General features: G+C 71.3%; 25 protein-coding genes. 3 read left to right on the forward strand and 22 right to left on the reverse strand.

Annotated features, from left to right (window positions below):
- Positions 1–76: 76 nt before the first annotated feature.
- The 6 genes from ACZ31C_RS12775 to ACZ31C_RS12800 form a co-directional block, all read right to left on the reverse strand.
- Positions 77–544, reverse strand: coding sequence for a hypothetical protein (locus ACZ31C_RS12775; RefSeq protein ID WP_465795385.1), 468 nt, complete (start codon positions 542–544; stop codon positions 77–79).
- A 17-nt stretch (positions 545–561) separates the two neighbouring features.
- Positions 562–1,437: a carbohydrate ABC transporter permease gene (locus tag ACZ31C_RS12780; protein WP_465795386.1), complete on the reverse strand. Its 876-nt coding sequence runs from the start codon at positions 1,435–1,437 to the stop codon at positions 562–564.
- Entirely contained in the window at positions 1,434–2,432 is a 999-nt protein-coding gene (locus ACZ31C_RS12785) for an ABC transporter ATP-binding protein (RefSeq protein WP_465795387.1), read from the reverse strand. The genes ACZ31C_RS12780 and ACZ31C_RS12785 overlap by 4 nt, the downstream gene beginning before the upstream one ends.
- Entirely contained in the window at positions 2,429–3,715 is a 1,287-nt protein-coding gene (locus ACZ31C_RS12790; protein WP_465795388.1) for an ABC transporter substrate-binding protein, read from the reverse strand. The genes ACZ31C_RS12785 and ACZ31C_RS12790 overlap by 4 nt, the downstream gene beginning before the upstream one ends.
- Positions 3,712–4,545, reverse strand: a complete 834-nt coding sequence (locus tag ACZ31C_RS12795) for a carbohydrate ABC transporter permease (protein WP_465795389.1) — start codon at positions 4,543–4,545, stop codon at positions 3,712–3,714. Before ACZ31C_RS12795 ends, ACZ31C_RS12790 begins: the two co-directional genes overlap by 4 nt.
- Positions 4,546–4,678: 133 nt before the next feature.
- Positions 4,679–5,908, reverse strand: coding sequence for a PucR family transcriptional regulator (locus tag ACZ31C_RS12800; RefSeq protein ID WP_396750731.1), 1,230 nt, complete (start codon positions 5,906–5,908; stop codon positions 4,679–4,681).
- 155 nt (positions 5,909–6,063) lie between these two features.
- On the opposite strand from ACZ31C_RS12800, the gene ACZ31C_RS12805 reads away from it, so the two are divergent.
- Positions 6,064–7,173 (forward strand): DegT/DnrJ/EryC1/StrS family aminotransferase, encoded by a 1,110-nt coding sequence (locus ACZ31C_RS12805; RefSeq protein WP_465795390.1) that lies wholly within the window; start codon positions 6,064–6,066, stop codon positions 7,171–7,173.
- A 15-nt stretch (positions 7,174–7,188) separates the two neighbouring features.
- On the opposite strand, the gene ACZ31C_RS12810 is transcribed toward ACZ31C_RS12805, so the two are convergent.
- The 3 genes from ACZ31C_RS12810 to ACZ31C_RS12820 form a co-directional block, all read right to left on the reverse strand.
- On the reverse strand, positions 7,189–7,905 hold the full coding sequence (locus tag ACZ31C_RS12810; RefSeq protein ID WP_465795391.1) for a class I SAM-dependent DNA methyltransferase: 717 nt from the start codon (positions 7,903–7,905) through the stop codon (positions 7,189–7,191).
- 225 nt (positions 7,906–8,130) lie between these two features.
- Complete coding sequence (locus ACZ31C_RS12815) at positions 8,131–8,496, reverse strand: VOC family protein (protein ID WP_350694576.1); 366 nt, start codon at positions 8,494–8,496, stop codon at positions 8,131–8,133.
- Between the two features lie 274 nt (positions 8,497–8,770).
- Entirely contained in the window at positions 8,771–9,436 is a 666-nt protein-coding gene (locus ACZ31C_RS12820; RefSeq protein ID WP_191088645.1) for a hypothetical protein, read from the reverse strand.
- A gap of 263 nt (positions 9,437–9,699) precedes the next feature.
- Here ACZ31C_RS12820 and ACZ31C_RS12825 point away from each other — a divergent pair, with 263 nt between their 5' ends.
- Together ACZ31C_RS12825 and ACZ31C_RS12830 are read left to right on the forward strand one after the other, a co-directional pair.
- Positions 9,700–10,908, forward strand: a complete 1,209-nt coding sequence (locus tag ACZ31C_RS12825) for a methyltransferase domain-containing protein (protein WP_465795392.1) — start codon at positions 9,700–9,702, stop codon at positions 10,906–10,908.
- Between the two features lie 7 nt (positions 10,909–10,915).
- On the forward strand, positions 10,916–12,325 hold the full coding sequence (locus ACZ31C_RS12830) for an NDP-hexose 2,3-dehydratase family protein (protein ID WP_465795493.1): 1,410 nt from the start codon (positions 10,916–10,918) through the stop codon (positions 12,323–12,325).
- Positions 12,326–12,469: 144 nt separating this feature from the next.
- Here ACZ31C_RS12830 and ACZ31C_RS12835 read toward each other — a convergent pair whose 3' ends face one another.
- From ACZ31C_RS12835 to ACZ31C_RS12895, 13 genes are all read right to left on the reverse strand, one after another.
- Positions 12,470–13,258, reverse strand: a complete 789-nt coding sequence (locus tag ACZ31C_RS12835) for a response regulator transcription factor (RefSeq protein WP_465795393.1) — start codon at positions 13,256–13,258, stop codon at positions 12,470–12,472.
- A complete protein-coding gene (locus ACZ31C_RS12840; protein ID WP_465795394.1) occupies positions 13,255–14,229 on the reverse strand; it encodes a DUF1702 family protein in 975 nt (324 codons plus the stop codon). The genes ACZ31C_RS12835 and ACZ31C_RS12840 overlap by 4 nt, the downstream gene beginning before the upstream one ends.
- Positions 14,226–15,422 carry a glycosyltransferase gene (locus ACZ31C_RS12845; protein WP_396750715.1) on the reverse strand — a complete coding sequence of 399 codons (1,197 nt, stop codon included), beginning with the start codon at positions 15,420–15,422 and terminating at the stop codon, positions 14,226–14,228. Before ACZ31C_RS12845 ends, ACZ31C_RS12840 begins: the two co-directional genes overlap by 4 nt.
- 58 nt (positions 15,423–15,480) lie before the next feature.
- Positions 15,481–17,181, reverse strand: a complete 1,701-nt coding sequence (locus ACZ31C_RS12850; RefSeq protein WP_465795395.1) for an FAD-dependent oxidoreductase — start codon at positions 17,179–17,181, stop codon at positions 15,481–15,483.
- Positions 17,182–17,183: 2 nt separating this feature from the next.
- On the reverse strand, positions 17,184–18,197 hold the full coding sequence (locus ACZ31C_RS12855) for an NAD-dependent epimerase/dehydratase family protein (RefSeq protein ID WP_465795396.1): 1,014 nt from the start codon (positions 18,195–18,197) through the stop codon (positions 17,184–17,186).
- Positions 18,194–19,213 carry a class I SAM-dependent methyltransferase gene (locus ACZ31C_RS12860; protein ID WP_465795397.1) on the reverse strand — a complete coding sequence of 340 codons (1,020 nt, stop codon included), beginning with the start codon at positions 19,211–19,213 and terminating at the stop codon, positions 18,194–18,196. The genes ACZ31C_RS12855 and ACZ31C_RS12860 overlap by 4 nt, the downstream gene beginning before the upstream one ends.
- Position 19,214: 1 nt before the next feature.
- The gene (locus ACZ31C_RS12865; protein WP_465795398.1) at positions 19,215–20,468 is read right to left on the reverse strand and encodes a beta-ketoacyl-[acyl-carrier-protein] synthase family protein; all 1,254 of its coding nucleotides are present in this window, start codon (positions 20,466–20,468) and stop codon (positions 19,215–19,217) included.
- 9 nt (positions 20,469–20,477) lie between these two features.
- Positions 20,478–21,263, reverse strand: a complete 786-nt coding sequence (gene fabG, locus ACZ31C_RS12870) for a 3-oxoacyl-ACP reductase FabG (RefSeq protein ID WP_465795399.1) — start codon at positions 21,261–21,263, stop codon at positions 20,478–20,480.
- Entirely contained in the window at positions 21,260–22,072 is an 813-nt protein-coding gene (locus tag ACZ31C_RS12875) for a beta-ketoacyl synthase chain length factor (RefSeq protein WP_465795400.1), read from the reverse strand. Before ACZ31C_RS12875 ends, fabG begins: the two co-directional genes overlap by 4 nt.
- Positions 22,069–23,274 carry a beta-ketoacyl-[acyl-carrier-protein] synthase family protein gene (locus ACZ31C_RS12880; RefSeq protein ID WP_465795401.1) on the reverse strand — a complete coding sequence of 402 codons (1,206 nt, stop codon included), beginning with the start codon at positions 23,272–23,274 and terminating at the stop codon, positions 22,069–22,071. The genes ACZ31C_RS12875 and ACZ31C_RS12880 overlap by 4 nt, the downstream gene beginning before the upstream one ends.
- Positions 23,271–23,504: an acyl carrier protein gene (locus tag ACZ31C_RS12885; protein WP_396750699.1), complete on the reverse strand. Its 234-nt coding sequence runs from the start codon at positions 23,502–23,504 to the stop codon at positions 23,271–23,273. Before ACZ31C_RS12885 ends, ACZ31C_RS12880 begins: the two co-directional genes overlap by 4 nt.
- A 73-nt stretch (positions 23,505–23,577) precedes the next feature.
- Positions 23,578–24,618 carry an enediyne biosynthesis protein UnbU gene (locus ACZ31C_RS12890; RefSeq protein ID WP_465795402.1) on the reverse strand — a complete coding sequence of 347 codons (1,041 nt, stop codon included), beginning with the start codon at positions 24,616–24,618 and terminating at the stop codon, positions 23,578–23,580.
- The gene (locus ACZ31C_RS12895; protein ID WP_465795403.1) at positions 24,615–26,390 is read right to left on the reverse strand and encodes a CRTAC1 family protein; all 1,776 of its coding nucleotides are present in this window, start codon (positions 26,388–26,390) and stop codon (positions 24,615–24,617) included. Before ACZ31C_RS12895 ends, ACZ31C_RS12890 begins: the two co-directional genes overlap by 4 nt.
- Positions 26,391–26,935: the final 545 nt, after the last annotated feature.

Consider the following 26,935-nt stretch of genomic DNA (forward strand, 5'->3'; position numbering starts at 1 on the left):
AGACAGGAGATCGGCGAACGTCACCGAGCAGGTGTCGGGAAACGCGCCGTCCGGTTAGGACATCTGTCGAGGTCGATCAACCACCGCTGCGGAACTCGGGCAGTCCGGCGTCGTCGGAGTCCGGGCCGACCATCACGGTGAGCGTGCTGCCGTCGGCGCAGAGCGCCGAGGCCCGCAGGTACATCCGGCGCTGTTCGGCCCGGGTCAGCACCTCGGTCTCGAAGATCTCGTCCTCGATCTTCAGCAGGTCCACGTCGGCCCGCTGCTCGTAGTGCGCGCGGACGTCCAACGGCGACATCCGGACGGTCGCCTCCACCGTGGTCAGCACGCCCTGCCGCACCACGGCGGTGACCCGGGCGCCGTCGGGCAGCACCAGGCCGGGCACGTCCGCCTCGACCTCCGGGTCCTCGTCCAGCGGCACCCGGTCGCAGCCGGGCAGGTTGGCCAGCAGGTCCCGTGGTCCGCCGCCGGGCGTCTCGGCACCGCCGCAGGCGGCCAGCACCGGCAGCAGCACGACGGTGACGGCGAGGTGACGCAGTCTCACCGCAGCAGGATGCCAGCTCATCGGGGTACCCGCCAGCGGCGGACGGCGAGCAGCAGCCCGGTGATGATGGTCGCCGTGATCAGCATCAGCACGATGGTGACCAGCGAGCCGTACGCGAAACCGGAGAACTCGAACGCCTGGTCGAAGATGTAGACCGGCAGGTAGAGCGTGGCGTTGGCCGGTCGCCCGTCGGTGAGCACGTACGCCGGGACGAAGTTCACCTGGAGGGTGAGCACGATGTCCCGCACCGCCAACAGCACCAGCACCGGGGCCAGCAGTGGCAGGGTCAGTCGACGCAGTTGCCCGAACGGCCCGCACCCCTCCAACGCCGCCGCCTCGTACAACCGACCGGCGAGCAGCCGCCGGGCGGCCAGCACCACCACGAAGCCCTCGCCGATCGGGAACGCGAGCATCAGCACCACGCCCACCCGGGCCGTCGTCGGGTCGGCCAGCCAGTTGTAGCCGTCGTGCCCGAACAGCCCGAGCATCTGGTTCAACGGCCCGTACAGCGGGTTGAGCACCCAGAGGAACAACACCGCCAGCGCCACGTCCGGCACCACCGTGGGCAGGTACACGGCGGTCCGGAACCAGCGACCGCCGACGCGCGGGGCGGCGAGCAGCAGACCCAGCCCGACCGCCGCGACGAACCGCAGCGGCACGGCCAGCGACACGTGCACCAGCGACGCCTCCAGGCTGTCCAGCAGGAACCGGTCGTCGAGCAGTCGGCGGACGTTGGCCAACCCGACGAACTGCGGATCACGGGTCAGGCCGGTGTGGTCGGTGAACGCGTACCCGACGTTGAGCAGCGCCGGCACCGCGATCAGCAGGACCACCGCGACCGCGTACGGGGCGAGGAACACCCAGCCGGTCAACGACGTGCGGGTACGCCTCACCGGCGCCGCCCGTCGGCCGCGTCGAACAGGTGGCGTCGGTCGACCCGCAGCCGGATCTCGTCACCGGGCCCGACCCCGGGGCGGGGACCGGTGCGGACGGTCAGCCGGGTGCCGTCCGGGCAGCGGGTCAACAGGATCGCCTCGCTGCCCAGCGCCTCGACCGCCTCGACGGTGGCGACGACCGGTCCGGCGTCGTCGCGCACCAGGTCCTCCGGGCGTACGCCGACAGTCAGCGTCGGATCGCCGCCGAGCACACCGCCGCCGGGGACCAGGTTCATCGGCGGGCTGCCGAGGAACCCGGCGACGAAGGTGTCGGCCGGTGCGTCGTACACCTGCTGCGGCGGGCCGACCTGCCGGATTCGCCCGTCCGCCAGCACCACCACCCGGTCGCCGAGGGTCATCGCCTCGTGCTGGTCGTGCGTCACGTGCACGGTGGTGGTGCGCAACTCCCGGTGCAGGGCGAGCAGGTCCGCCCGGGTGGCGAACCGCAGCGGCGCGTCCAGGCTGGCCAGCGGCTCGTCCAGCAGATAGACGCTGGGGTCGCGCAGCAGCGCCCGGGCCAGCGCCACCCGTTGCCGCTGGCCGCCGGACATCTGGTCCGGGTAGCGGTCGAGCAGGTCGGCGATGCCAAACCGCTCGGCGGCGGCCCGGGCCCGCCGGTCCGCCTCGGCGCGCCGCACCCGCCGTACCCGCAGCCCGAAGGTGAGGTTGCCGTGCACGGTGAGGTGCGGGAACAGCGCGTAGTCCTGGAACACCATGGCCACCGCGCGGCGGTGCGGCGGCAGCGTGGCGACGTCGACCCCGTCGAGCAGGATCCGGCCGGCGTCCGGCCGGTCCAGCCCGGCGATCAGCCGCAGGATGGTGGACTTGCCCGAGCCGGAGGGCCCGACCAGGGTGAGCAGTTCCCCGGCCCGTACCTCCAGGTCGACACCGTCGACGGCGACGGTGCGCCCGTACGTGCGGGTCAGCTCCTCCAGCCGGATGACACCCTTCACTTACCCACCGGCAGGTCGAACAGCGGGCGGACGGTCTCCTCCAGCCGACGCAGCCCCTCCTCCCGCTCCACCCGGCCGTAGAACACCTCCTCCAGCAGGGTGTTCGTCTCCTTCTCCACCCGCGACCAGGTGCCGGTGCGGGGCGTGGCCCGCAGGTGCGGTTCGGCGTCGAGGAAGACCTGCGACGAGCGGGGCGCTCGGGCCGGATCGAGGAAGGCGGGGGAGTCGGCCACGTCGAGTCGGGACGGCACGGTCCGCCCCGACTCGGCCAGCACCCGCTGCCCGGTGGCGCCCATGGCGTACTCGATGAACCGCCACGCCGGCCGGTGGTCCGGCAGACCGGCGCTCATGCAGTACGCGTCGCTGTGCAGGATCGACGCCGGCACGCCACCGGGGGCCACCGGCAGTGGCGCGGCATCCCAGGTGAACCCGTCGATCGTCCGCAGGGTGGGCACGGCGACCCGGCTGTTGAGATACATGCCGAGCGTGCCGCGCAGGAAGCGGGCCTCGCTCGACTCGCTCTGCTCCTCCGCGTCCGGCGGCACGACGCCGTGTCGCAGTCGCAGGTCGAGGAACCAGTCCACGGCCGTACGGGCGGCCGGGTCGTCGCGCAGCGTCAGCCGGGTCGGCCGGTCCGGATGGTCGACCAGCTCGCCCCGGTTGGACCAGACGAACGGCGCCAGCCGCGCGACGGACGCCTCCACGCCCACCCCGTACCGGCCGTCGCGGGTCAGCGCCTTCCCGGCGGCGAGGAAGTCGTCCCACGTCCAGCCGGGGCGCGGGGTCGGCACACCGGCGGCGGCGAACAGGTCGGCGTTGTAGTAGACGACCAGCGAGGACAGGTTCTGCGGCAGGCAGGTCAACTCCTCGCCGTCGAACCGGAACGCGTCCAGGGCCCGGCTGCTGAAGTCGCTCTCCCGGATGGTGTCGCTGCCGTCCAGGTAGGACTGCGCGGGCTCGATCGCGCCCTGCGCCGCGAACTGCCCGTACCGGCGGTAGTTGAGCAGGAACACGTCCGGCGGGCGGCCCCCGGCGAACGAGGTGGTGAGTCGCGCCATCAGCTCGTCCTGGGTGGCGACGGGGGAGAGCGTGACCGGGACATCGGGGTTCGCCGCGGTGAAGCCGTCGACCAGGGTGTGGTAGCCGGCCACCTCCTCGGCGTCGCCGAACAGCACCACGGTGATGCCACGGCGTTCCGCCGCCCGCTCGCCGGCGGTACAGCCGGCGGCGACGAGCAGGACGGTGAGCAGGGCCGCACACGTGCGCCACCGGGTCGGGGTCATCGGCGTCCTTTCGGTCGAAGCGCCGCCAACGGGTCGTCGGCGAGCAGGACCCGCTGGGCGAGCAGGAAGACCAGCACGCACGGCGCGGTGGCGACCACGCTGCCGGCCATCAGCAGCGGCCAGTCCGTCGGGTTGAGCAGCAGCAGGAAGCGCAGCCCGAGCGGCCAGGTGTACCGGTCACCGCTGGTGAGATAGAGCAGCGGGTCGATGAAGTTGGACCAGTGGAAGGTGAATGCCAGCACCGAGACCGCCAGCGTGGCCGGTTTGACCTGTGGCAGCGCCAGCCGCCGCCAGATGGTCAGCCAGCCCGCCCCCTCCAGACGGGCGGCCTGCAACTGGCTGTCGGGGATCCCGCCGAAGCTCCACGCGTACAACAGCACGAGGAACGGGCTGACGGCCAGCGCCGCCGGCGCCAGCAACGGCAGGTACGTGTCGACCACCCCGGCCAGCCGGAACACCTCGAACCGCGTCGCCCAGACCGCGGTGACCGGCACCAGCAGCAGCACCAGCAGCCCGGTCACCGCCCGCCGCCGCCCGCCCCGGGACAGCAGCCGCAGCCCGAAGCCGCTCAGCGAGGCGACCAGCACGGTCAGCGGCACCGCCAGCGCCACCACCAGGGCGGAGTTCGCCAGATAGCGGAATATCGGGATCAGCTCCGGCAGGCGGGTGTACGCGGCCGTGGTCGGCGCGGCCGGCCACCACTCCAGCGAGCGCGGTGGCGGGGCGCCGGTGGGGCGCAGCGAGCCGACCACCATGAACCACAGCGGGGCGACGAACACCAACGCGACCAGGGTGGGCAGCAGGTACCGGCCGAGCCAGCGTGCCCTCACCGCGTCGCCCCCTCCCCGCCGTCGCACCGGACGCCCCGGGTCCCGCCGAACCTATGGACCGCCGCGTCGACCGGTCATCGGTCACCTGTCGGAGATCTCCGCCTCCGGTTGCTACGCCTGTCGGAGTCGACCGTCACTCCTCGCCGCCGTGCCGCTCCGCCAGCCGGGCCAGTTTCAGCGCCAGGTGCAGGCAGAGCCGCTCGCCGCCGTCCTTGAGGTCGGTGCCGGCAAGCTCCTCGATGCGTTGCAGCCGGTAGTAGAGCGTGGTCCGGTGCAGTCGCAGGTCGGCGGCGGTGGCGTGGGCGTTGCCGGCCCGGTCCAGGTAGTGCTCCAGGGTGGTCAGCAGCGTGCGGTGGCCCGGCGTGGACACCAGCCGGGCCAGCCCCGGGTGGACGTCGGCCACCGTGAGCTGCTGCTCGCCGAGCCGGGCCAGCACCCGGTAGACACCCAGGCCGGACCAGGCGACCACCCGGCCCAACGCCGGCAGTTGCGCACCGACCCGGGCGGCGTGCAGCGCCTCGACGTACGACTCGACGACGTCGGCCAGCCGTGGCCTGGTCCGGCCGACCCCGACCACCGTCCGCTCCACGGAACCCAGGCTGCGGGTCACCTGTTGCAGGTCGTCGTCGAGTTGCCGGGCGGCCACCTCCGGCGTCGGCCGACCGGCGGCGGGTTCGGCCGGCAGCAGGAGCACCCCGTGGTCGTGCCGGACCAGGTGCAGCGCCTCCCGCGTACCGGCCCGACGGCGCGCGGCCACCAGCGACTGTTCCAGCGCGATCCGGGCCCGTTCGTCCGGCTGCCGTTCCTCGGGGGCGACGAGCCGGGCGACCAGCGCGGTCCGTGGCCCGTCGGCGTTGATCATCCCGGCCTCCAGCAGCGCCCGGACCGCCTGGTCGCGGCTGCCCGGACTGTCGGCGAGCAGGGTCCGGGCCGCCTCGGTCTCGCTCTGCGCGGCCAGCTCGCCGAGCAGGTTCTCCCGGTACAGCGCCAGTGACAGCTCCTTGAGCAGGCCGGTGGCCGCCAGGTCGACCTCGGTCATGGTCCCGTCGGGGTCGATGAACCAGACGAAGCCGAGCAGCAGGTCGTGGTGACGCACCGGGACGCAGAGCCGGGGCAGCAGGTCCAGTTCCGGGCTGGCCGGGGTGCGTACCGCCCGGCGGGCGTCGGTGATGCCGAGGCCGCGCAGCCAGGCGATCACCTCCGGCGCGGTCTGCCGCCGCAGGATCGACGCGCGGCGGACCTCGTCCATCAACCCGGTCTGTTCGCTGTAGACGACGACGCGTTGCCGCCGGTCCTCGATCAGTGCGGGACGGCCGACGTGGGCGGCGACCGCGTCGACGATGCGTTGCAACTCGCCCCGCACCGCACCCCCTCTCCCACGCCGTTGCGCCGGTTCCGGCGCACGGCATGATCGAATCTTGTCTACACCGGTGGAGAGCGTCGGGCCAGGCCCATTCGTTACGGATGCGTTTCCGCCCGCGCCCACCTGGACCGGTCGCGGCACTAGCCTTACCGACTATGAGCATCAACGTGTGGAGCTACCTCACCGAGTACGAGGCGGAACGCGAAGAGCTGCTCGAAGCTGTCGACAAGGTGTTCAGATCGGGTCAACTGGTGCTCGGGGCGAGCGTGCGGTCCTTCGAGACGGCGTTTGCCGCGAAGCATCAGCGCAGCCACTGCGTCGGCGTCGACAACGGCACGAACGCGCTGGTGTTGGCGCTGCGCAGCCTCGGTGTCGGGCCGGGGGACGAGGTGATCACCGTGTCGAACACGGCCGCCCCCACGGTCGTCGCGATCGACGCCGTCGGTGCGACTCCGACCTTCGTCGACGTACGGCACGACACGCAACTGATGGACGTCGGGCAGTTGGCCGCCGCCGTCACCGACCGCACCCGCTGCATCCTGCCGGTGCACCTGTACGGCCAGGCGGTCGACATGCGGACGGTCAGCCGGGTCGCCCAGGAGCGGGGGCTGGCCGTCCTGGAGGACTGCGCCCAGGCCCACGGGGCCCGTCAGGACGGCCGGATCGTCGGGTCGTTCGGTGACGCGGCGGCGTTCTCGTTCTATCCCACCAAGGTGCTCGGCGCGTACGGTGACGGCGGCGCCGTAATCGTCGACGACGACCAGGTGGACGCCGCCCTGCGGCGACTGCGGTACTACGGCATGGCGGAGCGGTACTACGTCGTCGAGACGCCCGGGTTCAACAGTCGCCTCGACGAGGTGCAGGCCGAGATCCTGCTCCGGAAGCTCTCGCGGCTGGACCAGTACGTCTCGGCCCGGCGCGCGATCGCGGCCACCTACGACGAGGCGTTCGCCGGAACGGACCTCGGACTACCCACCGTGGTGCCCGGTAACGAGCACGTCTACTACCTGTACGTGGTGCGGCACCCCGCCCGCGACGAGATCATCCGACAGATGAAGGAGGCCGGGATCATGCTGAACGTCAGCTATCCGTGGCCGGTGCACACCATGAGCGGGTTCACGCACCTGGGACAGGAGGTCGGCTCGCTGCCGGTCACCGAACGACTGGCGAACGAGGTCTTCTCGTTGCCGATGTACCCGACGCTGTCGGCGTCGGACCAGGCCCGCGTGATCGACGAGCTGCGCACCGTCCTGTCCCGGCTGTGAACACCACCGGTCAGCTCACTGGTCGACTCGCTCGAAGACCGAGATGACGAGCGGGCTGTCCGACTCGACCGGGGTCCGCTCCCAGTCGCACCAGCGCTCACGCAACCGCAGCCCGGCGAGCCGAGCCATCAGGTCGAGTTCCGCGGGTGATACCCCACGGCCGTCGAACGGGACGACACGCATCAGGTTCTCGCCGTAGATGATCTCGCGGATGTGGAACTGCTGCGACAGCGGGTCGACCTGGTAGGCCCAGAGCACGGTGGCGTTCTCGCCCAGGTGCGCGGGCATCACCCCAAAGTCGCCGGGTGCGCGGGCGAAGGTCTCCAGTACCAGCAGACCGTCGTCGGTCAGCATCTCGGCGGCGTTCAGGACACACTGCGTCTGTGCGTCCTGGGTGGTCAGCAGCAGGAAGGTGTTGTCGAGACACGCGACGAGCCGGTACCGGCCGTCGACCGCGATCTGCGGCAGTTCGCTGAGCGCGGTCCGCACCGAGTCGCCGCCGGGCTTGCCGGCCAGGGTCTTCAGCATCGCCGTCGAACTGTCCACACCGGTCACGGCGAGCCCGCGAGCGGCGAGGGGGATCGCGACCCGGCCGGTACCGACGCCCAGTTCGAGGACGGGCCCGCCCTCGGCCAGGTCGGCGAGGGTCGTCACCATCGAGTCGGGCGCCTCGGCGCCGTAGACGAAGTCGAAGAGTTCGGCGTAGCCCTCTCCGTACGTTTCTGCTGCCATGTCGGCTCCTGCCAGTGAGGGGTCGGGATTGGAATGCCCCGTGCACACATCAGCACACCCGACGGACCCTCCACAAGGGGCTGACACCGATCACCCGGAAACCACGCGGGGCGCCCGGAAACCGATCCGTCGTGCGATCAGTTCCGAGTGCCCCGACCTGGTGAAACTGCCAGACGCGACGTCCGGCCACCATTCACACCCGTCAACGGGTGTCGTGCTGTGGTCCTATTCCGCCGGCGGCTCGTACTTCGGGTTCTCCCACACGAAGTTGACCTTGTTGCCGGCCGGGTCCACGATGTCGACCAGCTTGATGAAGTCGAAGTCCTGGATCTCGCCGGTGGGTACGCCCGCGCTCGCCAGGCTGGCGACATGGGCGTCGATGTCGTCCACACCGATCACGATGTTGGTCTTGCCGGTGGTCTCCGGATCCAGCGAGACCTGGATCCACGCGTTCTCCGCGATCTGCCACTCCGCGACGCCCTCCTGGGGCTCGACGTCGGGGTCGCGCCCGATCCACTGCTTGTACCAGGCGACCGCAGCGGCGTGATCGGAGACCGGCAGAACCGCCGTGACACTCTTCAGGTTCGGCACGTGGGGCTGTCCCTTCAGTTGATTGCTCGTCAATTCCTACGCCGCGCAAGACGGTAGGCGAAGGTGTACGTTAGCAGCGTTTCATGCATTTCGCCTGGGTCGCCGGACGACAATGTCGCGTGTCGCGACCGCGCGCAAACACGCACTGTCGACAGTGTCCGTACTGGTCGGACCGGCGATCTCGCACCCGTGACAGTGGGTGACCGCGAGCGCCGCCGCACCCGAGTACGGGGGTGCGGCGGCAACGTCGAGCGAACCTCTGCCCGGTGTCGGGTCAGTCCGTGACCACCCGGCGTAGGGCGGTCTCGGTGAATACCTTGATGGCGACGACCTCGTTGTCGGCGTTCGCCATCGGAACGAGGCCCTCCTGGAAGTAGGAGAAGCCGATCGGCGGGACCTTGTTGACCGTCGCGAACATGTGCGCCGCGTCCGGGTTGTGCAGCGTACCGATCGGCGTCTCGACGGCCAGGAAGATCATCTGGTGGCTGCGCACCGTGTCACCGGCGGCGAAGTCGATCCCGAGCGGGATCTCCAGACGGCCGACCGACGGCGGCAGGTTGACGTCGAACGACCGCCCGACGCCGAGGGCCACCTTCTGTCCGGGGAACAGCACCTGACTGGTCGCCTCGGCCCGGTAGGACTTGATCTCGAGGTCGAGCCGGAGGGCACCGTTGAGCGTGAGCACCGGGTCGTGGAGCTGGATGACGCAGGGCGACTCCGGGAACTCGAAACGCTCCCGCGGCATCGTCGTGTCGTTGGGGTCCTTGCCGGCGACGACCTCGATCGTGGTCTGTGCGATCGCGTGGTAGCCGCGGCTGCCGTCGGCGAAGGTGCGCCGAGGCGTCATGACCTCGAGCACCTGGCCGGCGCGGCCCCGCAGGGCGGCGGCCGGGTCGGCGATCTCGCTGGGGAGATCGCGGTCGAGCTCTTCGAGGAGCATGTCACCGATTTTGATCATCTCTTCGACCTTTCGTGCGAGTCGTCTTGACGGGTGTGATTGCTGCCGGCCGGCGGTTCGCTCGTAATCGCAACCCTAGGAGCGCATCGCGGAACCGGGCACCGGCTAATCACGCCAGTCGATCCGACAGGCACGCCAGAAAACGTGGCGCACCTGGGACGCCGACCGGCGCGGCTGCGACTCGGTCGGGGTGATCCACGACGGGCGCCAGGCTGAGCCGGTGGTCAGCGCCTAGCATCCGCTACATGCCTTGCAGAGCCTGTGGCGACGCGGTGACGCAGTTCCTGGATCTGGGCCGGCAACCGCTGTCCGACGCATTCCGAATTCCCGACGATCCCTCCGAAGAGTTCTGGCTCCACCTCAGGGCCGTGGTGTGCCACGGTTGTCACGTCGTCCAACTCGCCGACCCGGTCCCGGTCGAGCGGATGTTCCACGAGGAGTATCCGTTCCGCACCTCGTCGTCGCGGCGAATGGCGTCCCATTTCGCCGCGACCGCCGAACGCCTCGTCGCCGGGTTGACCTCCCCGGACCCCTTCGTCGTCGAGATCGGCAGCAACGACGGCACCATGCTCGCCACCATCGCCGATCGCGGCATCCGACACCTCGGCGTCGACCCGGCCGCCAACATGGTGGACGAAGCGGTGGCCCGCAGGGTCAACGCCCGGGCGGAATGGTTCGACGCCGCCACCGCCGACCGGATACGCGACGAGTTCGGCCCCGCCGACGTGGTGTACGCGGCGAACACGATGTGCCACATACCCGACCTGCACGGTGTCTTCACGGGCCTGGAGACGTTGTTGGCCACAGACGGTGTCGTCGTCTTCGAGGATCCCTATCTCGGTGACGTGTTGCGTCTCGGCTCGTTCGACCAGATCTACGACGAGCACTTCTATCTCTTCTCGGCCACCTCGGTCGCGCGCATCGCCGAGTCGCACGGGTTCGCGTTGGTGGACGTCGAGCACCTCGGGGTCCACGGTGGAGAACTGCGCTACACGCTCGCCCGGGACGGGCGGACCGCCGCGCCCACCGTCGGCGCGCTGATCGCCGCCGAGGAGCGGGACGGGACGCACGACCTGCCTCGGCTGGAGGCGTTCGCGGCCGGCGTCGCCGACCGCCGGGAGCAGCTCCGGGACGTACTCGTGGCGCAGCGGAAGGTCGGCCGGAGCGTCGCGGGGTACGCCGCGACCGCGAAGAGCGCCACGGTCCTGAACTACTGCGGCATCGGGCCGGAACTGCTTCCCGTCGTCTACGACACCACGCCGGAGAAGCAGGGCCGCACGACTCCCGGTTCCCGCATCCCGGTCGAGCCGTTCCCGCAGGATCTCGCCGACTACCCGGACACCTTCCTGCTCTTCGCCTGGAACCACGCCGACGAGATCGTCGCCAAGGAGCAGGAGTTCGTCGACCGGGGCGGCCGGTGGATCCGTTACGTGCCGGAGGTGCGGGTTGGTTGACCGTCGGGTGGCCACCCCGTCGCATCTCGTCGAGTCGCGTGCAGATCCGTCCCTGCTCGACGAGATACGACAGTGGCGAGAGGCGATGGGTCGCACCCGGTACGCGCGCCCGTCGAGACTTCCGCTCGATGCCGTACCGGGCTGGAACACCGGCGTCGGGGAGGCGGCGCTCACGCATCGCACCGGCCGGTTCTTCGCCGTCCGTGGGCACCGCGTGCGTACCGAGGACGGGCGGCACTCGTGGATGCAGCCGATGGTCGACCAGCCGGAGATCGGCCTGCTGGCGATCGCGGTGACACCGTCGGACCGGGGCTACGCGGCGCTCGTGCAGGCGAAGGCCGAGCCCGGCAACATCAACGGGATCCAACTGTCGCCGACCGTGCAGGCCACCCGGAGCAACCGGGAGCGGGTGCACGGCGGCCGACCGGTGCCGTACCTCGAACTCTTCGATCCCGCGACGGCCGACGTCATCGTCGACTCGCGGCAGTCCGAGCACGGCGGCGTCTTCTGGCGGAAGCGGAATCGGGTAATGATCGTCCGGACACCGCGCTTCGAGCCGGGTGTCGGCTTCCGCTGGATCGAGCTCGCCGACCTGCTGGCGTTGCTCCATGACGACGACCTCGTGCACGCCGACACCCGTGCCGTCCTGGGGTGTGCGCCGTGGACGCTGCCCGGTGAGTTCGCCGTGTCCGGGGCGCGGTTGCCGGTCCTGCCCCGGACCCTGGCCGGTGCCGCCAGGTGCGACGTCCGGCCGCTGGCGCGTTGGCTCTCGGCCGAACGCGCCCGGCAGTCGTCCGTCTCCGTCCGTGTCGCCCTGCCGGACCTTCAGGGCTGGCGCCGGAGCGCCGACGCGCTCCGGCGCGACGACGGTACGGGTTTCGAGGTCGTCGCCGTCAGCGTCGACGCGGCCGGACGCGAGGTCGACCAGTGGTGCCAGCCGATGGTCCGGCCGGTCGGTCTCGGTGTGGTGGGCCTCGCCGTCGCCGACCGCGACGGTGAACTCCACCTGCTCATGCAGGCCCGTCCCGAGCCCGGCCTCGTCGACGACGTGGAGTTGGGCCCGACCGTGCAGATCGCGGGCGGCGAGACGCCACGATCCGGCGCGGAGGCGGAGCTGCTGACCCTCCTGCTCGACAGCCCGGCGGAGGCGGTCCTGTTCGATGCCGTCCTCTCCGACGAGGGCGGACGCTTCCTGCACAGTCGCTGCCGGCATCTCGTCACGGTGGTCGACCACCACGACGCCCCGCCGGGCTTCCGGTGGTGCCCGGTCAGCGAGGTGATCGCCATGCTCGTGCACAGCCACCAGGTCAACATGCAGGCGCGCAGCGCGCTGGTGTGCCTGGTCGGCGCGGTCGCGGGGGAGTCGCTGTCGCGCCCGACCCCGCTGCGGCACCGGGCCGCGCGGACCGCCGCGTGACGCCGCGGAGCGGCTGACCGCCCGCAGCGCTGGGCTCGGCTGCGGTGCGGCCCCCTTCGCCCGCAGGGCCAGCCACGGCACGGCTCGGCCCGCCCACGGCGCTCGGGCACGATGTGGACGTCGGCCTCCGCGATCAGCCGGGCGTCACCGGCGGCTCGGGGCCGCCGACACGGTCGCGGGAGGCTGCCGGTCCACACGGTGCGCGGTGTCGGCCAGGACCGCCCGGGTTGCGGTGCCGTTGCGGACAGCGGACCGGCCGTCGTCTGCCGCACGCTGCCGCATGGCGTCCATGGAGCCGTCGAGGAGGCCGTGCCGCGCGGCGACCACCACGGCCTCGTGCCGGTTCGACACGCCGAGCGTGCGGTACAGCTCCTGGAGGTGCCGGAACATCGCCCGGGTCGAGAAGTTCTCGTGGCTGGCGAGGCGTTCGACACTCCATCCGCTGGCGAGTGCCGCGAGGCGCAGCACGTCGGACTCGTCCACCGACAGGTCCGCCTCGGTCCGTCCGGGGCGGCTGAGCAGGTCGACGGCGACCGCCCTGGGCAGCCGGACGGCACCGGCCCAGGTCGCTTCGAGCGCGGCCACGATCTCGTCCGGTGACGCCGCATAGTCGACGACACCCCAGGCACCGGCGTCGAGCGCGCGCCGGTAGTCGTCGGCGGCGGGGTCCACCAACAGGGCGAGCAGTGCCACCGCGTCGTCGTGCGCCCGTAGCGCCGCGAGCACCTCGATGTCGGACTCGCTGCGGATGGAGAGCAGCACCGCTAGGCGGTACTCGGTCGGGTGGGCCGCATGACGAAAACGCCGGATCCAGGCGTAGCAGTCGCCCGGCTCGGCCGTCTCGTAGCCGGCGTTGTCGAGTTCGCGTGCGATGCCCTGCCGGTAGGCCGGGATCGGATCGCGGATGGCGCAGACGTGCCGTGGCCTGCTCATGCCGATCGCTCCGGAACCGGGAGTTCGGTGCGCAGCCGATGCTGCCACGCCACGTAGCCGCCGTCGCGGCTGGTGTCCCGCCCGGGTGGCGCGAGGCACCGGTCGGTGACCGTGGTGACCCAGCCGGCGTCGGACCGGTCGAGCTGGTCGAGGAACCGCGCGAAGCTGCGGGGCGAGGCTTCCCGGCGCGCGGTCAGGCCGAACGCCAGGCCCTGGAGGAAGGCACGTCGCTCGCTCTCCTGATCCGACGGTGCCGCCGGGATACACCGCATCCGGCGCATTCCGGCGAAGGCGGTCGCCAGGCCGAGACCGGCGTGCAGCTCCGGACGGAGCGCAGGGGCCAACCGGGCGCTCTGGTCCTCGATGACCTCCGGTCGACCACCGGCGACGAACCAGAGCGCCCGACCGTAGCCCTGTGACCACAGCGTCCGGTACTCCGGCTCGGGGAAGGGGCAGGGCACGTCGAAACGCGGTGGCTTCGCCTTGAGGAAGCACGTCGCGAACGCCATGCCGTCGATGCCGAGGCCGGTGAAGAGACCGTCCTGCCGCCAGAGCGGACTGCGTCTCATCGCCCGCGCGGCGAAGGGCCGCACGGCGTACCACCATCCCCAGCCGGCGAAGATCAGATACCGGTGGCCGGGCAGCGTGGCGAGCAGGTGGTGATGCGCCGTACGCGCCCGACCCGGATAGAGCGTTCCCGCCGCAGCGAACGCCATCGCGGCGCCCTCGACGTAGAAGGGCGCGAGATAGTCGTCCGCCATGCCGTCGACCCGCGCGCTCACCGCCGCCGGATCGTACGTGCGCAGCGTGTCGTTGAAGCCGGCCGCGAACTCGCGGCTGATCGCCCGGACGAGGTCGCCCACGGCGGCGTCGACCGGCGTGAACAGCGCGAGCCGACGGTCCAGCCGCTCGTCGGTGAGTGCCATCCGGGCCGCGACGCGCGACCGTACCCGTTCGCCGGTGCCGGTCATCGGCGCGCGTTCTCGGCGTGGACCCGCTCGATGAACCCGACCGCCGCGTCGTCGATCGGCGGCACCGTCAGCGTCCGGGCCTGCAACCGGCGGGCCGCCCGCCGGTACGCCGGATCGCCGAGGACGGTGGTGGTCGCCGCCGCCACGTCCTCCGGGGTGAAGCTCGTCCAGTCCAACTGCACGCCCATGCCGTGCTGCGTGAACCGCTCGGCGATCTCGAACGCGTCGAAGAGCAGCGGCACCGCGACGACGGGCACACCGTTGACGATCGCCTGGCGGGCGGTGGCCGGGCCGGCGTGGGTGAGCAGCATGTCGATGGAGCGCATGAGCAGCGCCTGCGGCACCCACTCGACGACGCGGACGTTGTCGGGCACCGGGACGCCTTCGATGATCTCCTTACCGTGCCAGTCCAGCCCCTTGCCCGTGGAGACGATGACGTTCGCGTCGACGGCGCCCATGCCGGCGATCACCTTGGCCAGCGGCGGCCCGTAGGAGGGGATCGTCGAGGCCGCCGTGCCGAAACTGGCGTAGACCAGCGGGCGCCCGTCGTCGACCAGGTCCCCGATCCACTCCGGCAGCACCTCGCCGCGTCGGACGCCGTCCACCCGGACGGTGAACACGTTGGGCAGGTCGAGCTCTTCCGGCGCGAAGCTGGGAGACAGCATGTTGAGGTGTCCGTAGGCGTACTGCCGCAGGCCGTCCGGGTCCGGCGGCAGCCCGAACTGCTTACGGCGGCGGTCGAGCGCGGCGACGACACCCTTGCCGAGCATCATGCCGTTGAAGTCGAGGACACCGACGGTGACGTGCGGCAGCCCGGCCCGTTCAGCGGCGAGATATCCGCCGAGTTCGCCGGTGTCACGCAGCACGATGTCGGGATTCCAGTCCGCGATCGCTCTGGCGACGTCCTCGCCCATCGCGACACACGCCTCTCCGCAGAACAGTTCGGCCATGAAGTTCTGCGTGAAGTCCTCCATCTCCTCGGGGAGGACGTCACCGTCGAGGCTGTCGAGGAAGTCGCCGACCCAGTCCGGACCGGCGGTGATGTGCTCGATGCCAAGCGCCTCGACGGTGGCGGCGAAGCGCGCCGACACGGCGATGGCGACGTCGTGCCCGCACCGCTTCGCGGCCTCTGCGACGGGGATCATTTCCAGCAGGTGGTCGTGGGCCGGCAGACTGCAGAACAGCAACCTCATGGCGAGTCGTTCCTCCGTGGTGAGTGGTGCGGTGGGCGGTGGGCGGAGACGGGGCTCGTCATCGGCCGGCTCCGCCGCCCGCGAGACGAACGACGGCGAGATGCGCGGATTCCATCGCGCCGTCGAGGAAGGGATGGTCGATGACGTCGACACCGGCGACGGCGATCCGTCCGACACCGTCGGCGAGCCGACGCTTGTCCTCGGTCGCGGCACTGCCGTCGCCGGGACGGTCGCGCGAGGTGGCGTACCGCGCGTAGCCGTGCGGCCAGACCTCGACGCGGACGTCCACGATGTCGCGGTCGGCCACGAAACCACCGGGTGCGAGCGCCTCCGCCAGCAGGCTCCGCAGTTCGGTGGCCATCTCCCGGCGTGCCGTCGCAGCGCGTAGCCGTCGACGCCCGGCGGCCGCACCGGCGGCGGGCGCGGTACCGGCCTCGGTGAGCGCGCCGAGCGCGGTCGCGGTCGTGGGGTCGTCGGGCGACGCGGACGGTGCGCAGGCGCCGATGGTGACCGGGAACTCCAGCCCGGCGATCTGCCAGGTCGGGTGGCCGGGCCAGGAGAGCCGGGAGATGCCGAGCGACTGCCAGGCACGCCAGTTCCGCACCGCGACGGAGGCCGACACGATCGGGTACCGGCCGAGGCAGGCGGCGGTGGCCCGCTGCTCCGGCCCGAGTTCCGGGACGAGCCGCGCCGTGGCGTGGGCGGGGGCGGCGACGACGGCGGCGCGGGCCCGGTATGTGGTCGTGGCCGCACCGGCCGCTGTCACCTCGACCAGGACCGTGTCGGGACCGTCGTGGCGCAGCGCGGTGGCCGTGGCGTTCAGGCGGATCCGCACCTGATTGCCCGGCCGGTCCAGCGCGTCGACGGACATCTCGGCGGTCAGCCGGTCGTCGACGGTGTCGGCGTCGAACAGGTCGGGGACCAGGTGATGGGCGAGGGCCCGGGCGACGGTGGCGTTGCCGTCCGGGAACCGGAAGATCGGCGGGTCCAGGTGGGGGAAGAATCTCGCGCCGGTCCGGGTCAGCCCGGCCCACGGGACGCCGCCGGGGCGGACAGCGATCCCGTCCAGGCCCAGGTATCCGATCAGCGCGGCGTCCAGGGCGGGATGCTGGTCGAACGTCATGCCCGACTGCGCGGACGTGCTGTACCGCAGGAACCGGTGGGTGTCCTCGTCGAGCGCGGCGAAGTCGCGAAGCACCTCGTCACAGCTGCGCCCTCGGAGTGCGGCGAGCTTCTCGTCGTCGGTCCTTCCGACCAGCCAGTCGGTGGGTTCGTTGACGAGCGCGGCGACCTCCGGCCTGGCCCGTGGCGCGATCGGCGCGTCGGCGAAGTCGGCGGCGGCCGACGGGCCGTGGGCGACCAGGTGGCTTCGCCCCCAGATCGACGCGGCGAAGGCGAAGCCGTGCCCTCCGGCGCCCCGGTCGGTGTAGTGCGCCGCCACGGTGTCGGAGTGGAAGCGGTCGACGTCGACGCCGACGGTGGACAGGGCGGATCGTACGGCGGGGGCGAAGGCGGAGGGGAAGGTCAGTTCCTGTGCGCCGCCCGGCGAGACGAGTCGGCGGCCGTCGACGTCGAAGGTGTGCTGGATCGCGGGTCCGCCGAGCCGCGGACCGGCCTCGACGATCAGCACCCGCGCGTCCCGGTCGACCTCGGTGACCCAGTAGAAGGCGGCCGACAGTCCGGCGACGCCACCACCGACGACGATCAGGTCGACGTCGTGGGTGGGGTCGGTCGGCGACCCGGCGTCCGTGTTCGTCATGGTCAGCCTCCTGCTCGCGGCGCGACGACGGTCAGCGGCCGACCCGACGGGTCGAGAGTCCACCGGAGGCCGGCCGAGAACGTGCCCGGCGCCCGCTGCTCGGCCCACTGGTCGCCGACGAGGGTGGCGAGGTCGGACCGGTGCGGCGTCCAGTCGAGCACCGCGCCGGCCGGACCCAGGTCGCAGGCCGGTCGGTCGTTGACGTCGGCGCGTACCGGCAGATGTCGGCGCGGTACCCGCCGCCGGGTGACGTGTTCCACGGCCGCGATGACGGCGTCGATCGTGGACAACCGGCCGCTGCCGATCTCGACGGCCCGGTAGCCCGCGACCGGTCGGCGGGCGGCGCAGACGACCGCCCGCGCGGCGTCGAGGACGTGCAGGTAGTCGCGGCCCGACGACCCGTCGCCGTAGACGTCGAACGGCCGGTTCTCGTCGGCGGCCCGAAGCGCCGCCGCGACGATGCCCCGGTCGGTCGGCGTGCGCGGCCCGCCGAGCGCGTTGAACCGCAACGAAACCCCGCAGCCGTACGCCTCGACGAGGCCCTCGGCGATCAGCTTCGACTCGGCATAGGCGGCCCGGTCGGAGTGCCGTCTGGTGTCCGTCGGGCCCAGGCCGTTGACCATCGCGGTCGACGCGAACACGACCCGGCATCCGCTGGTGGCGGCGACGGCGTCGAGGAGCAGGCGCGTCGCGTCGACGTTGCACCGCGCGTAGGTGAGGTCGGTACGTCGGCCGGGCTGCAACGGCGTGGCGGCGGCGAGATGGCAGACGGCGTCGACCTCGGCCACCGCCCTGCGTAACGCCCGACCCGTTCCCGCCCCCGCCACGCCGAGTTCTCGCCCGGGAAAGGTGGTGACGTGGTCACCGAGTGCGGCGAACCCCTCGGCGACCCACCTGCCGAGGACACCCGTCGCCCCGGTGACCAGGACCCGCACCGGACGCGCGGCGGCCTCCGCCTCGACGGCCGGTACGCGACCGAGGCCATCCGGCGTCCGCAGCGCCCCCCGTCCGCTCACGGCGCGGCCTCGGCGGCGGCGACGGCCACCATCACCAGCTCGGGGCCGGCGGTGTTGACCTGGATCTCCGCGTCGATCCCGGCGGCGTCGAAGTGCGCCTGCCAGGCTGCCGCGGGATAGAAGCGGCTTCCCCGCCGACCGGCGTCGGCGGGCATCGGCAGGAGGTTGAAGATGAACTCCTGGTGCACGAGGTCGCCGGTGGCGCAGAGCGACTCGCTGAGCACCAGCGCGCCGCCGGGGCGGACCAGCGACCGGAGGTGGCGCAGTGTCGACGGGATGTCGGCGGCCACGTGCAGCGCGTTGACGGCGAGCACGACGTCGTGGCTTCCCGGAGCCAGGCCCTGGTCGTCGGCGAGGTCGAAGTCGAACCGGCGGAACTCCAGGCGTACGTGGGGCGGGGTGTTCCCGCTGTGCCTGCGGCGGGCGCCGACCAGGAGGCTGGCGCTCATGTCGGTGACGGTGTAGTCGTAGGCGCCGCGCAGGTCGTCGGGCCACTGCGCCAGCAGGTGCGCGGTCGCACCGCCGGTGCCGGCGCCCACCTCGAGGATCCGGGTGCCGCCACCGGTCCGCAGGGTGTGGCTGACCGCCGCGCCGGCGGCGGCGTTCAGCGGCCGGTACAGCAGGTTGTCGGACTGGAAGTAGCCGTGCCACAGCCGCATGCCCGGACCGGCGAGCAGGATCTTGCGGCCGGAGAAGGTGCCGTCCAGGAACCGGGGGTACGCGCCGGCGGCGTGGCGCAGCAGGTCGACCGTTGGCGCGTGGGCGTCCGTCGACGGGGCCGCCGCCGACGCGGGCCGGGCCAGTGTCCGGCGGTCGGCGGCCCGGCGTAGCCAGTCGACGCAGTGCCGCCGATGGTCGTCGGTGGGTTCCACCGTCTCGGGATCGAGCGTGTCCAGGATCGACTGTGCGAGGTCGCCGGTCACCTGCCACGCGTCGGCGCACGCGTCGAGGTACGCTTCGTCCACATAGGCGTCGACGTGGCCGGTCTGGGTCTGGGTCTGGGTCTGGTCGGGCATGTCAGATCGACTCCAGGACGATCGCGCCGTAGAACCCGCCGAAACCGACGGCGGACTTGACGGCGTACCGGACGTGTCTCGACTCCCAGGCGGTGGGGAGGTCGAGGCCGTGGGCGGACCCGGCGCCGGGCGTCCCGGGTACCCGCCGCTCCGCCATCGCCTTGAGCAGCAGGGCCGTCTCCAGCAGCGACGACCCGCCGAGGTTGTGCCCGACGTACGGCTTGAGCGGGAGGCACACCGGTTGCCGGCCCCGGTCCGGCCAGAGTCGCCGGATCGTCCTGGCCTCGTAGGTGTCGATCATCCGGATCCCGGTGCCGTGCGGCACGACCACGTCGACGTGCTCCGGGTCGAGGGCCGCCTCGCGCAGCGCCCGCCGGATGGACCGCTCCTGGTTGGCGCTCGCGGGGTGGGGTGCGCTGACCCGCCACCCGTCCTGGGTGAACCCGGCACCGCGCAGGCGACCGTAGATCCGGGCACCACGGCGTCGGGCGTGCTCCTCGTCCTCCAGGACGACGGCGGCGCCACCGTCGCCGAAGACGGTGCCGGAGGCTGCCGGGTCGAACGGCCGGGGGATACCGTCCGTCGCGTAGAGGTGCATGTCGGCGAACCACCGGAACTTGCCCGAGCTGAGCGGGTCGTCGGAGGCCACCGCGATGGCCAGCGGGTTGCGGCCCAGCCGGATCTGGGTGGCGGCGTTGTCGATCGCGGTGAGACCGGACGCGCACGCGGAGTTGACGAAGCCGCACTCGCCGCCGATGTGCAGCGCGCGAGCGACGAGGTAGGGCGCGAGGAACGTGTTCAGCGCGAAGATCTGCTCCGACAGGTCGGTGTAGTCGGCCTGCGCCGTGGCCTCGTCGGACACCGCCCCGTACAGCGTGCGGGCCAGACGCTCCACGCCCGGGTGTTCGTCGGCCACCACCAGCCCGACCTCCCGCAGGTCGAGGTCGGAAAAGGACCGCAGACCGGCGTCGTCGATGGCGAGTCCGGCTGCGGCGACCAGGTGTTTGATGTCGCGTTGCCGGTCGATGCCCTCGCGTTCGAGTTGGGCGCCGTCGACGTACGTCTCGGTGACGTCCGCGAGGCGGTAGTCCGGGGCCATGAAGACCTTGAACTTGCCGTCCTCCGGACGCGCGGAGGGCAGCTCGACAAGCTCGGCGCACGGCGGGTCGGCCTCGATGGTCCGCCAGGTCTGCTCGATGCCGATGCCACCGGCGCTGACGACGCCGAGTCCCGTGATCACCACTGGCCTGGTCATTCGCGCCTCCTATGCGGTCAGCCCACCGTCGACCACGAAGGTCTGCCCGGTGATGTATCGAGCGCCGTCCGAGACGAGAAAGCTCACCAGCGGGGCGATGTCCTCCGGCTCCGCGAAGCGCCGCAGCGGGATCCGGCTCAGATAGGCGCGCTTGACAGCGGACGGCAGGTCGGCGGTCATGGCGGACTCCACCAGGCCCGGCGCGACGCCGTTGATGGTGACGCCGAACTGCCCGAACTCGCGGGTCAACGCACGGATCATCGCCTCCATGCCGCCCTTGCTCGCGCCGTAGTTCGCCTGGCCCGCCACGCCGGCCCGCCCGGAGACGGACGAGATCAGGATGATCCGGCCGAACCCGGCGCGGACCATGTCCGCCCCGGCCAGCCGGACGAACTGCATCGCGCCCCGCAGATTGGTATCGAGGACGTCGGCCCAGTCCTCGTCGGCCATCTGCAACAGCGGCCGGTCGCGTCGGATCCCGGCACAGTAGACGAGGATGCCCGGCGGCCCGAGCGCCTCGACGAAGCTCTCGTAGGTCGCGCGGACGGCGCTCGGGCTCCGCGTGTCGCACCGGCTGCCGACGCTGTCCAGGCCCGCCTTGTCGGCGTGGGCCAGCAGGTCGCGCATCGCCTCCTCGTTCGCGTGGCAGGTGAGCGCGAGACGGTGGCCGGCGTCGACGAGGGTGGTGGCCACCGCTCGTCCGATGTCGCCGCTGGCACCGACGAGGAACGTGGTCGACCGCGTCGTCCGGCCCACGGTCGTCGCGTTCGTCTCGACCGCTGGAGGGGCCGTCATCGCGCGACCGCCCCGGCCGCGACCGCGTCCGAGACACCGACGACGCCGTCCGCCGTGCCCGCGACGTCCCCCGCCGTGCCTGTCGCGACGTCCCCCGCCGTGTCTGCGGCGACGGGCTGCGGGGCGAACGTGTTCGCGAACCCGACGAGGGCCGCCACACCGCCACCGTCGCCCCCCTCGGACGGTCCCGGCCGCGCCGCGACGCCGGCCCGGTGCAACTGCGTGGCCAGGGGCGCCAGGTGACTGCCCCCGAGGGCAGCCGGGTCCATGCTGAGAGCGATGAAGGCGGCGACGGTGCCGGTGCCGCCGTCCGAGAGCCGCTGCGACTCGAAGCCGCCGACGAACACGATGTCGGCGCTGCCGTCGACGAGCAGCGCGCGGGCCGTGTCGAGCGCCGACCACACCGAGTCGGTACCCGCGCTCACCACCACGCTCGGGCCACGGCACTGGGCGGCGATCGCCGCGTTGCCGGCGGCGGCGTTGTGCACGGTCATCGGGAAGAGCGCCGGGTTGACGAGGTGGTCACCCCGGCGGATCGACTCGTCGAGGAACGCGTCGATGTCCGGGCCCGCGCCGGTCTCGGTGCCGAGGGCGATGCCGCGACGCTCAGGGGCGGGCAGCTCGGCTCCGGCACGGTCGAGCCACGTCTGCAAAGCCTGGACCACGACGGCGGAACGCGCCGACCGGTATCGGCGGACGAGGGCGGGCAGATCGCTCGACGGCGCCGGGGCAGCGGTGAGCGGTGCGAACCGGCCGAGATCGAAGGTGGCGGCGACTGCCGCCCTGGCACAGTGGATCTCGTTCGTCATGCGGTGGCCTCCTCGTACGTGGGCCGCCGAAGGCCGACACAGGTGTTGTTGCCGCCGAAGGCGAACGCGTTGTTCAGCACCAGGTCGATCCGGGGCGCGTCGTCCTGACCGCCGGTCGCCGGCCGGACGCCGAGCGAGGTGCCGGCGTCGTCGAGGCCCCACTGCGGGATCGTCCGCTGGTGCGCGAGCACGAGCGCGCAGGCGACCGCCTCGATCGCGCTGGCGGCGCCGAGGGAGTGCCCGATGAGTGCCTTGATGGAGCTGATCGGCGGGTGGGACCCGGTGAAGACCTTGCGGTAGGCGGCCGCTTCGGCGGCGTCGTTCTGCGGTGTGCCGGTGCCGTGGGCGCACACGTACGCGACGTCGGAGGGGTCCGCGCCGGCGATCGCGGATCGCATCGCCCGGGCCACACCGTCGCCGGACAGGTCCGGTGCCGCCGGGTGTTTCGCGTCGCAGGTGAGGCCGTAACCGGTGATCGTCGCGCGCACCGGTACGCCACGGGCGACGGCGTGCGCGGCCGACTCCACGACCAGGACGGCGGCGCCCTCGCCGAGCAGCAGTCCGTCCCGGGCGTCGCTGAACGGGCGACAGCGCTCCTGCGCCATGCCGCGCATCCGCGAGAAGCCGGTGAAGGCCATCCGCGAGAGCGCCTCGGCCCCGCCGCACACCACGACGTCGGCGGAGCCGTCGGCGACGAGCTGTGCGGCACGGATCAGCGCCATGTTGCCGGCGGCGCACGCCGTGACGAACAGCTCCACCGGTACCGACCCGCCGAGGTGCCGCGCGATCCGGGTACGCAGTGACCCGTCCACGTCCAGCGATCCGGGCCGACCGGCGCCGCTGCGCACGACCTCGCGCCGTGCCCGCTCGTGGTCGGCGACGTCACCGACGGTCGTCCCGACCAGCACGCGGTCCGGCCGGACGTCGCCGAGCCGGGCATCGGCGATCGCCTGGTCCAGCGCCGCGAGCGCGAACGTCGCCGTGCGGTCGCCGTCGAGCCGGTCGGCGTCGACGGTCTCGAAGCCGGATGTCCAGGGCCCGATCTCGCCCGCGATGTGGTTCGGCAGGTCGTCGGTCGGGAACAGCGACACCGTACGGAATCGGGGTGTGCCCTGTTGCAGGCCCTGCCAGAAGTTCGTGGCACCGATGCCGGCGGCGCTGACGACGCCGAGACCGGTGACCACGGGTGTCCTGGCGGTCATGCGGCCGCCAGGGAATCGGCGAACTCGACGACCTCGTTGATGGTGTCCAGTTGTGGGGTCTGGTTCTCCGGCAGGATCTTGCCGAGGTGTTGTTCGACGTGGGCGATCAGCTCGAGGCGACCCAGCGAGTCGACCCCCAGTTCGGCGAAGGACGTGTCGAGTCCGATCTCGTCGGGCTCGGCCATGACCAACATCGCGACCGTCTCTCGAAGTGTCTCTGCGAGTTCCACTGTTTCTCCTTTCGGCCCGCCCACCAGCGCGTGAACGCCAGGACCAGGTGACGACGAACGCACTCGGGACCCGCTACGTCGCGTGGTTCGTGGCGATCTTCGGCGAGCTTCCATCGATGCGGGATTCGGTGGATGCGGTACGGGACGCACGCCGCGCTGTGATCCACAGACCGGCTCCGCGGCAGGCACTGACGATCGTGAGCGCGAAGAAGACGCCGAAGGCCACATGGAAGAGCATCAGCACGCCGTAGACCGCGGCGACCGAGAGGCCGAACGTGATCTGACCGGACGTGGATCTCGGCGTCGTACCAGGGTCGGTGATCATGTAAAGCGTGAAGAGCAGCAGCGCCATCCCGGTGAGCGGGGACATCGCGGCGGGGAAGGAGGTGTCGTCGGTGAACACCGCGCGCAGCGCCGCCTGGACGGTGAAGCCGCCGATCCAGGCGAAGATCAGCGGGAGCTTGCCGGTGAAGATGAAGTTGATGAACAGGCCCAGGCAGGCGAGGAAGGCGGGGAGTGCGATGTCGCCGAAGTGACCGAGGTTCTCGGTGAACTGGTACGGCGGCGCGATGCTGACGGTGCTCGCGTACAGCACCAGCATCACCGTGATGCCGAAGTTCGAGGGGTTGAAGAAGTGCTTGTCGCCCCGCCCGGTCCGGACCCGGAAGATGTACTTGCTGCTGATCGTGACGACCGCGGCGACGACGAACAGGTCGAGACGGTCGCTGATGAACAGCAGCATCGCCAGCGCGAATCCGCTGATGTGCGCCGGCAGGAGGAAGTTCACCAGCGACAGGACGCGCTCGCGTCGGGTGGGCGCCTCGGTACGCGCCAGGTACGCCGGCCGCCGCGCGTCCCGCCTGGCCACGAGCGTTTCGAGCGCGATCTCGGTCAGGTAGCACATCAGGACCACGAGGATCATCTGCGCGATGGTCTGCTCGAAGCCGAGGAACAGATGGCCGACGATGTTGAGGACCATGATCGCGACGGCGAACCGACGCAGCGCCGCGAGCCGCAGCTTCGCCGGGTCGGTGGGCCGCATCTTCGCGGGCAGGTCCCGAAGCCGGGTACGGGGTGGCGCCGTCGGAGTGGGGAGCGTCAAGGTCCCGGTCATGGCAGCACCACCGTGTGCCAGCCGCGGCCCACCCGCACCTCGGCGTTCTGGACCGTCCCGGTGGCGTCTCGCCAGGTCAGTGCCACGGTGTTCGTTTCACCCGCGTCGTCGCCGAGGCCGAAGTGGACATCGGTGCTGCTCTGCCCGCTGTGCCCGTTGCCGCCGTCGACGTAGGAGCGGAACGACGTGCCACTGGGGGTGGTGACGGTGGCCGTGGCGCCCATGGCGGCCGCGCCCCGCACCTCGTGCGTGGCCCGGAGACCCGCGAGCACCTGCGGCGTACCCGTCGAGGTGCTCTCGGTGCTCCGCAGGATCCGCAGGCCGATGAACCCGTCGCAGCCGTCGCAGTCGTTCACGACCAGCCGGGCGTCCGCCCACTGGTTCGCCTCGATCCAGTCCAGGTCGCCGTCGCCGTCGATGTCGGCCAGTGCGATGCCCCGCATCACGCCCCCATCGTCAAGGCCGGAGGATTCCGCGACGTTCGCGTACCGGCCGTCGTCTGTCGGTGTCATGACGACCCGAGGTGCCGCACCGCTGATGTCCGCGTCCCTCAGGTCGGGCCAGGCGCGGGGGTTGGCGATCAACGTGTCGTTGGAGAGTGCGAGTTCCTGGATCTCCGGCCACCGGTTCACCGGGCCGCGCACGAAGCCGGTCGCCTGCAGCAGCTCGACCCGTCCGTCGTTGTCGAGGTCACCGATCTTGTTGTCCCAGGAGAAGGCGGTGCGGGCGAGCCCGAGGGCTTCGGCTCCCGGCCGGAAGGTGGGTACGCCGTCGTTCTTCACGCCGTCGCCGAGGAAGAGCAGTTGGCTCTCGAACAGGCCGTACTCGTGGGTGATGTTGCTGACGTAGACGTCGTACTCGTTGTCGCGGTCGACGTCGGCGATCGTGACGCCCATGCCCTTGAAGGAATCCCGGCCGATCATCGTCGACCGTGGGTTGAGCAGTCCCTTGTTGCCGCCGTCGACGTTCTCGAACGCCAGCCTGCCGTCGACCGACCGGTTGACGAAGAAGCGGTCGGGGCCGAAGTCGTTCGCGACGTACAGCTCCGGTAGCGCGTCGCCGTTCATGTCGGCGGCGGCCACCGCCAACGTCCAGCCCCGCGAGTGATCGTCGGAGAAGGCGTCCGCGACGAGCTCGTACGAGACGGCGGGGAATCCGCCCCGGCCGAGCAGCACATAGTTCTTCCCGCCGTTCATCGCGCGGGACAGTGAGTCGTTCATGTCGACTCTCTTCGGCGACCCGGTGTCGAGGAGTTGCGCCCCGTCGGCGAAGTAGTTGCCGATGAAGATGTCCAGGACGCCGTCACCGTTGAGGTCGCTGAAGACCGCGGTGTTCGTGTACCAGTCGAGGTCGGCGCCCCCGTGGAGCACCTCGTGCGGCGCGAACGTCATGCCGCCGGAGTTCAGATAGGCGACCGGTCCGCGTCCCCAGAAATAGACCAGGGCGTCCGTCCAGCCGTTCCCGTCGAGGTCGGCGAGTCGACAGCCCATCGGGGCCTGGGTGTCCTTGTCGTAGGCGAGTCGCTGTCCGGCGGGGCCCGGTGCGATCCCGTCCTGGTCGAGCAGCGTCACCACGGGGCTGCTGGTCTTCGTGGTCCGGTCGATCTGGTGCACGCTGACGGAATCCGATCGTGGGTCGACCAGACAGACCTCGTTGGCGTACGCGTCACCGTCGAGATCGGCGACGGCGGCGCCGGCGCCGACCGAGCTGATCCACGGCGCGATGTGGTCGACGGAGGCATTGACCTGGCGGACCATCCGGAGCGGATCCACCGCCGGCGCAATAGGAGTGACACTGAGGGCAAAGGGTTCGGCGCTCGCCGAACTCGGGGCGGACGGGACGACGAATCCCAGCGTTATCGCGACGAGAGGAACCGCGACAAGCGCCGCTTGGTACATCGGTCGTCCCTGGAAACCTATCGGCATCGCACTCCCAGTTCTCAAGTGCCAGCCCACCTGCAGCGAGAAACCGGAGGAACTGCTGGCGTCGCGTTCGCTTGAGCGGAAGACAACGGTGGCGTCCTGGACGCGAAAAGCGACCACCGCAGCCATGACAATCAACCTTGACGGGACCGTCCACTGTGGGTGCCGCCGTCCTTCGGCGGAACTTCCACACTGGTGGTTATCCCACAGGTGAGACGGCCGGCGCAAGTGGGACGGAGCCTCCTGAGCATCGAGATGCGACTATCGTCAACCAAAATTCAGCCCCTCTGACCAGGGGAAACACAGCAGATGCAAGCGCTGAACGATCGTTTGCGAAGACGACACCCCGCACTGTCGAGTACCTTGTCCGCAGCGGCGAACCGCCTCCGTGTCCG

The organism is Micromonospora sp. NPDC023869 (genome assembly GCF_055559695.1).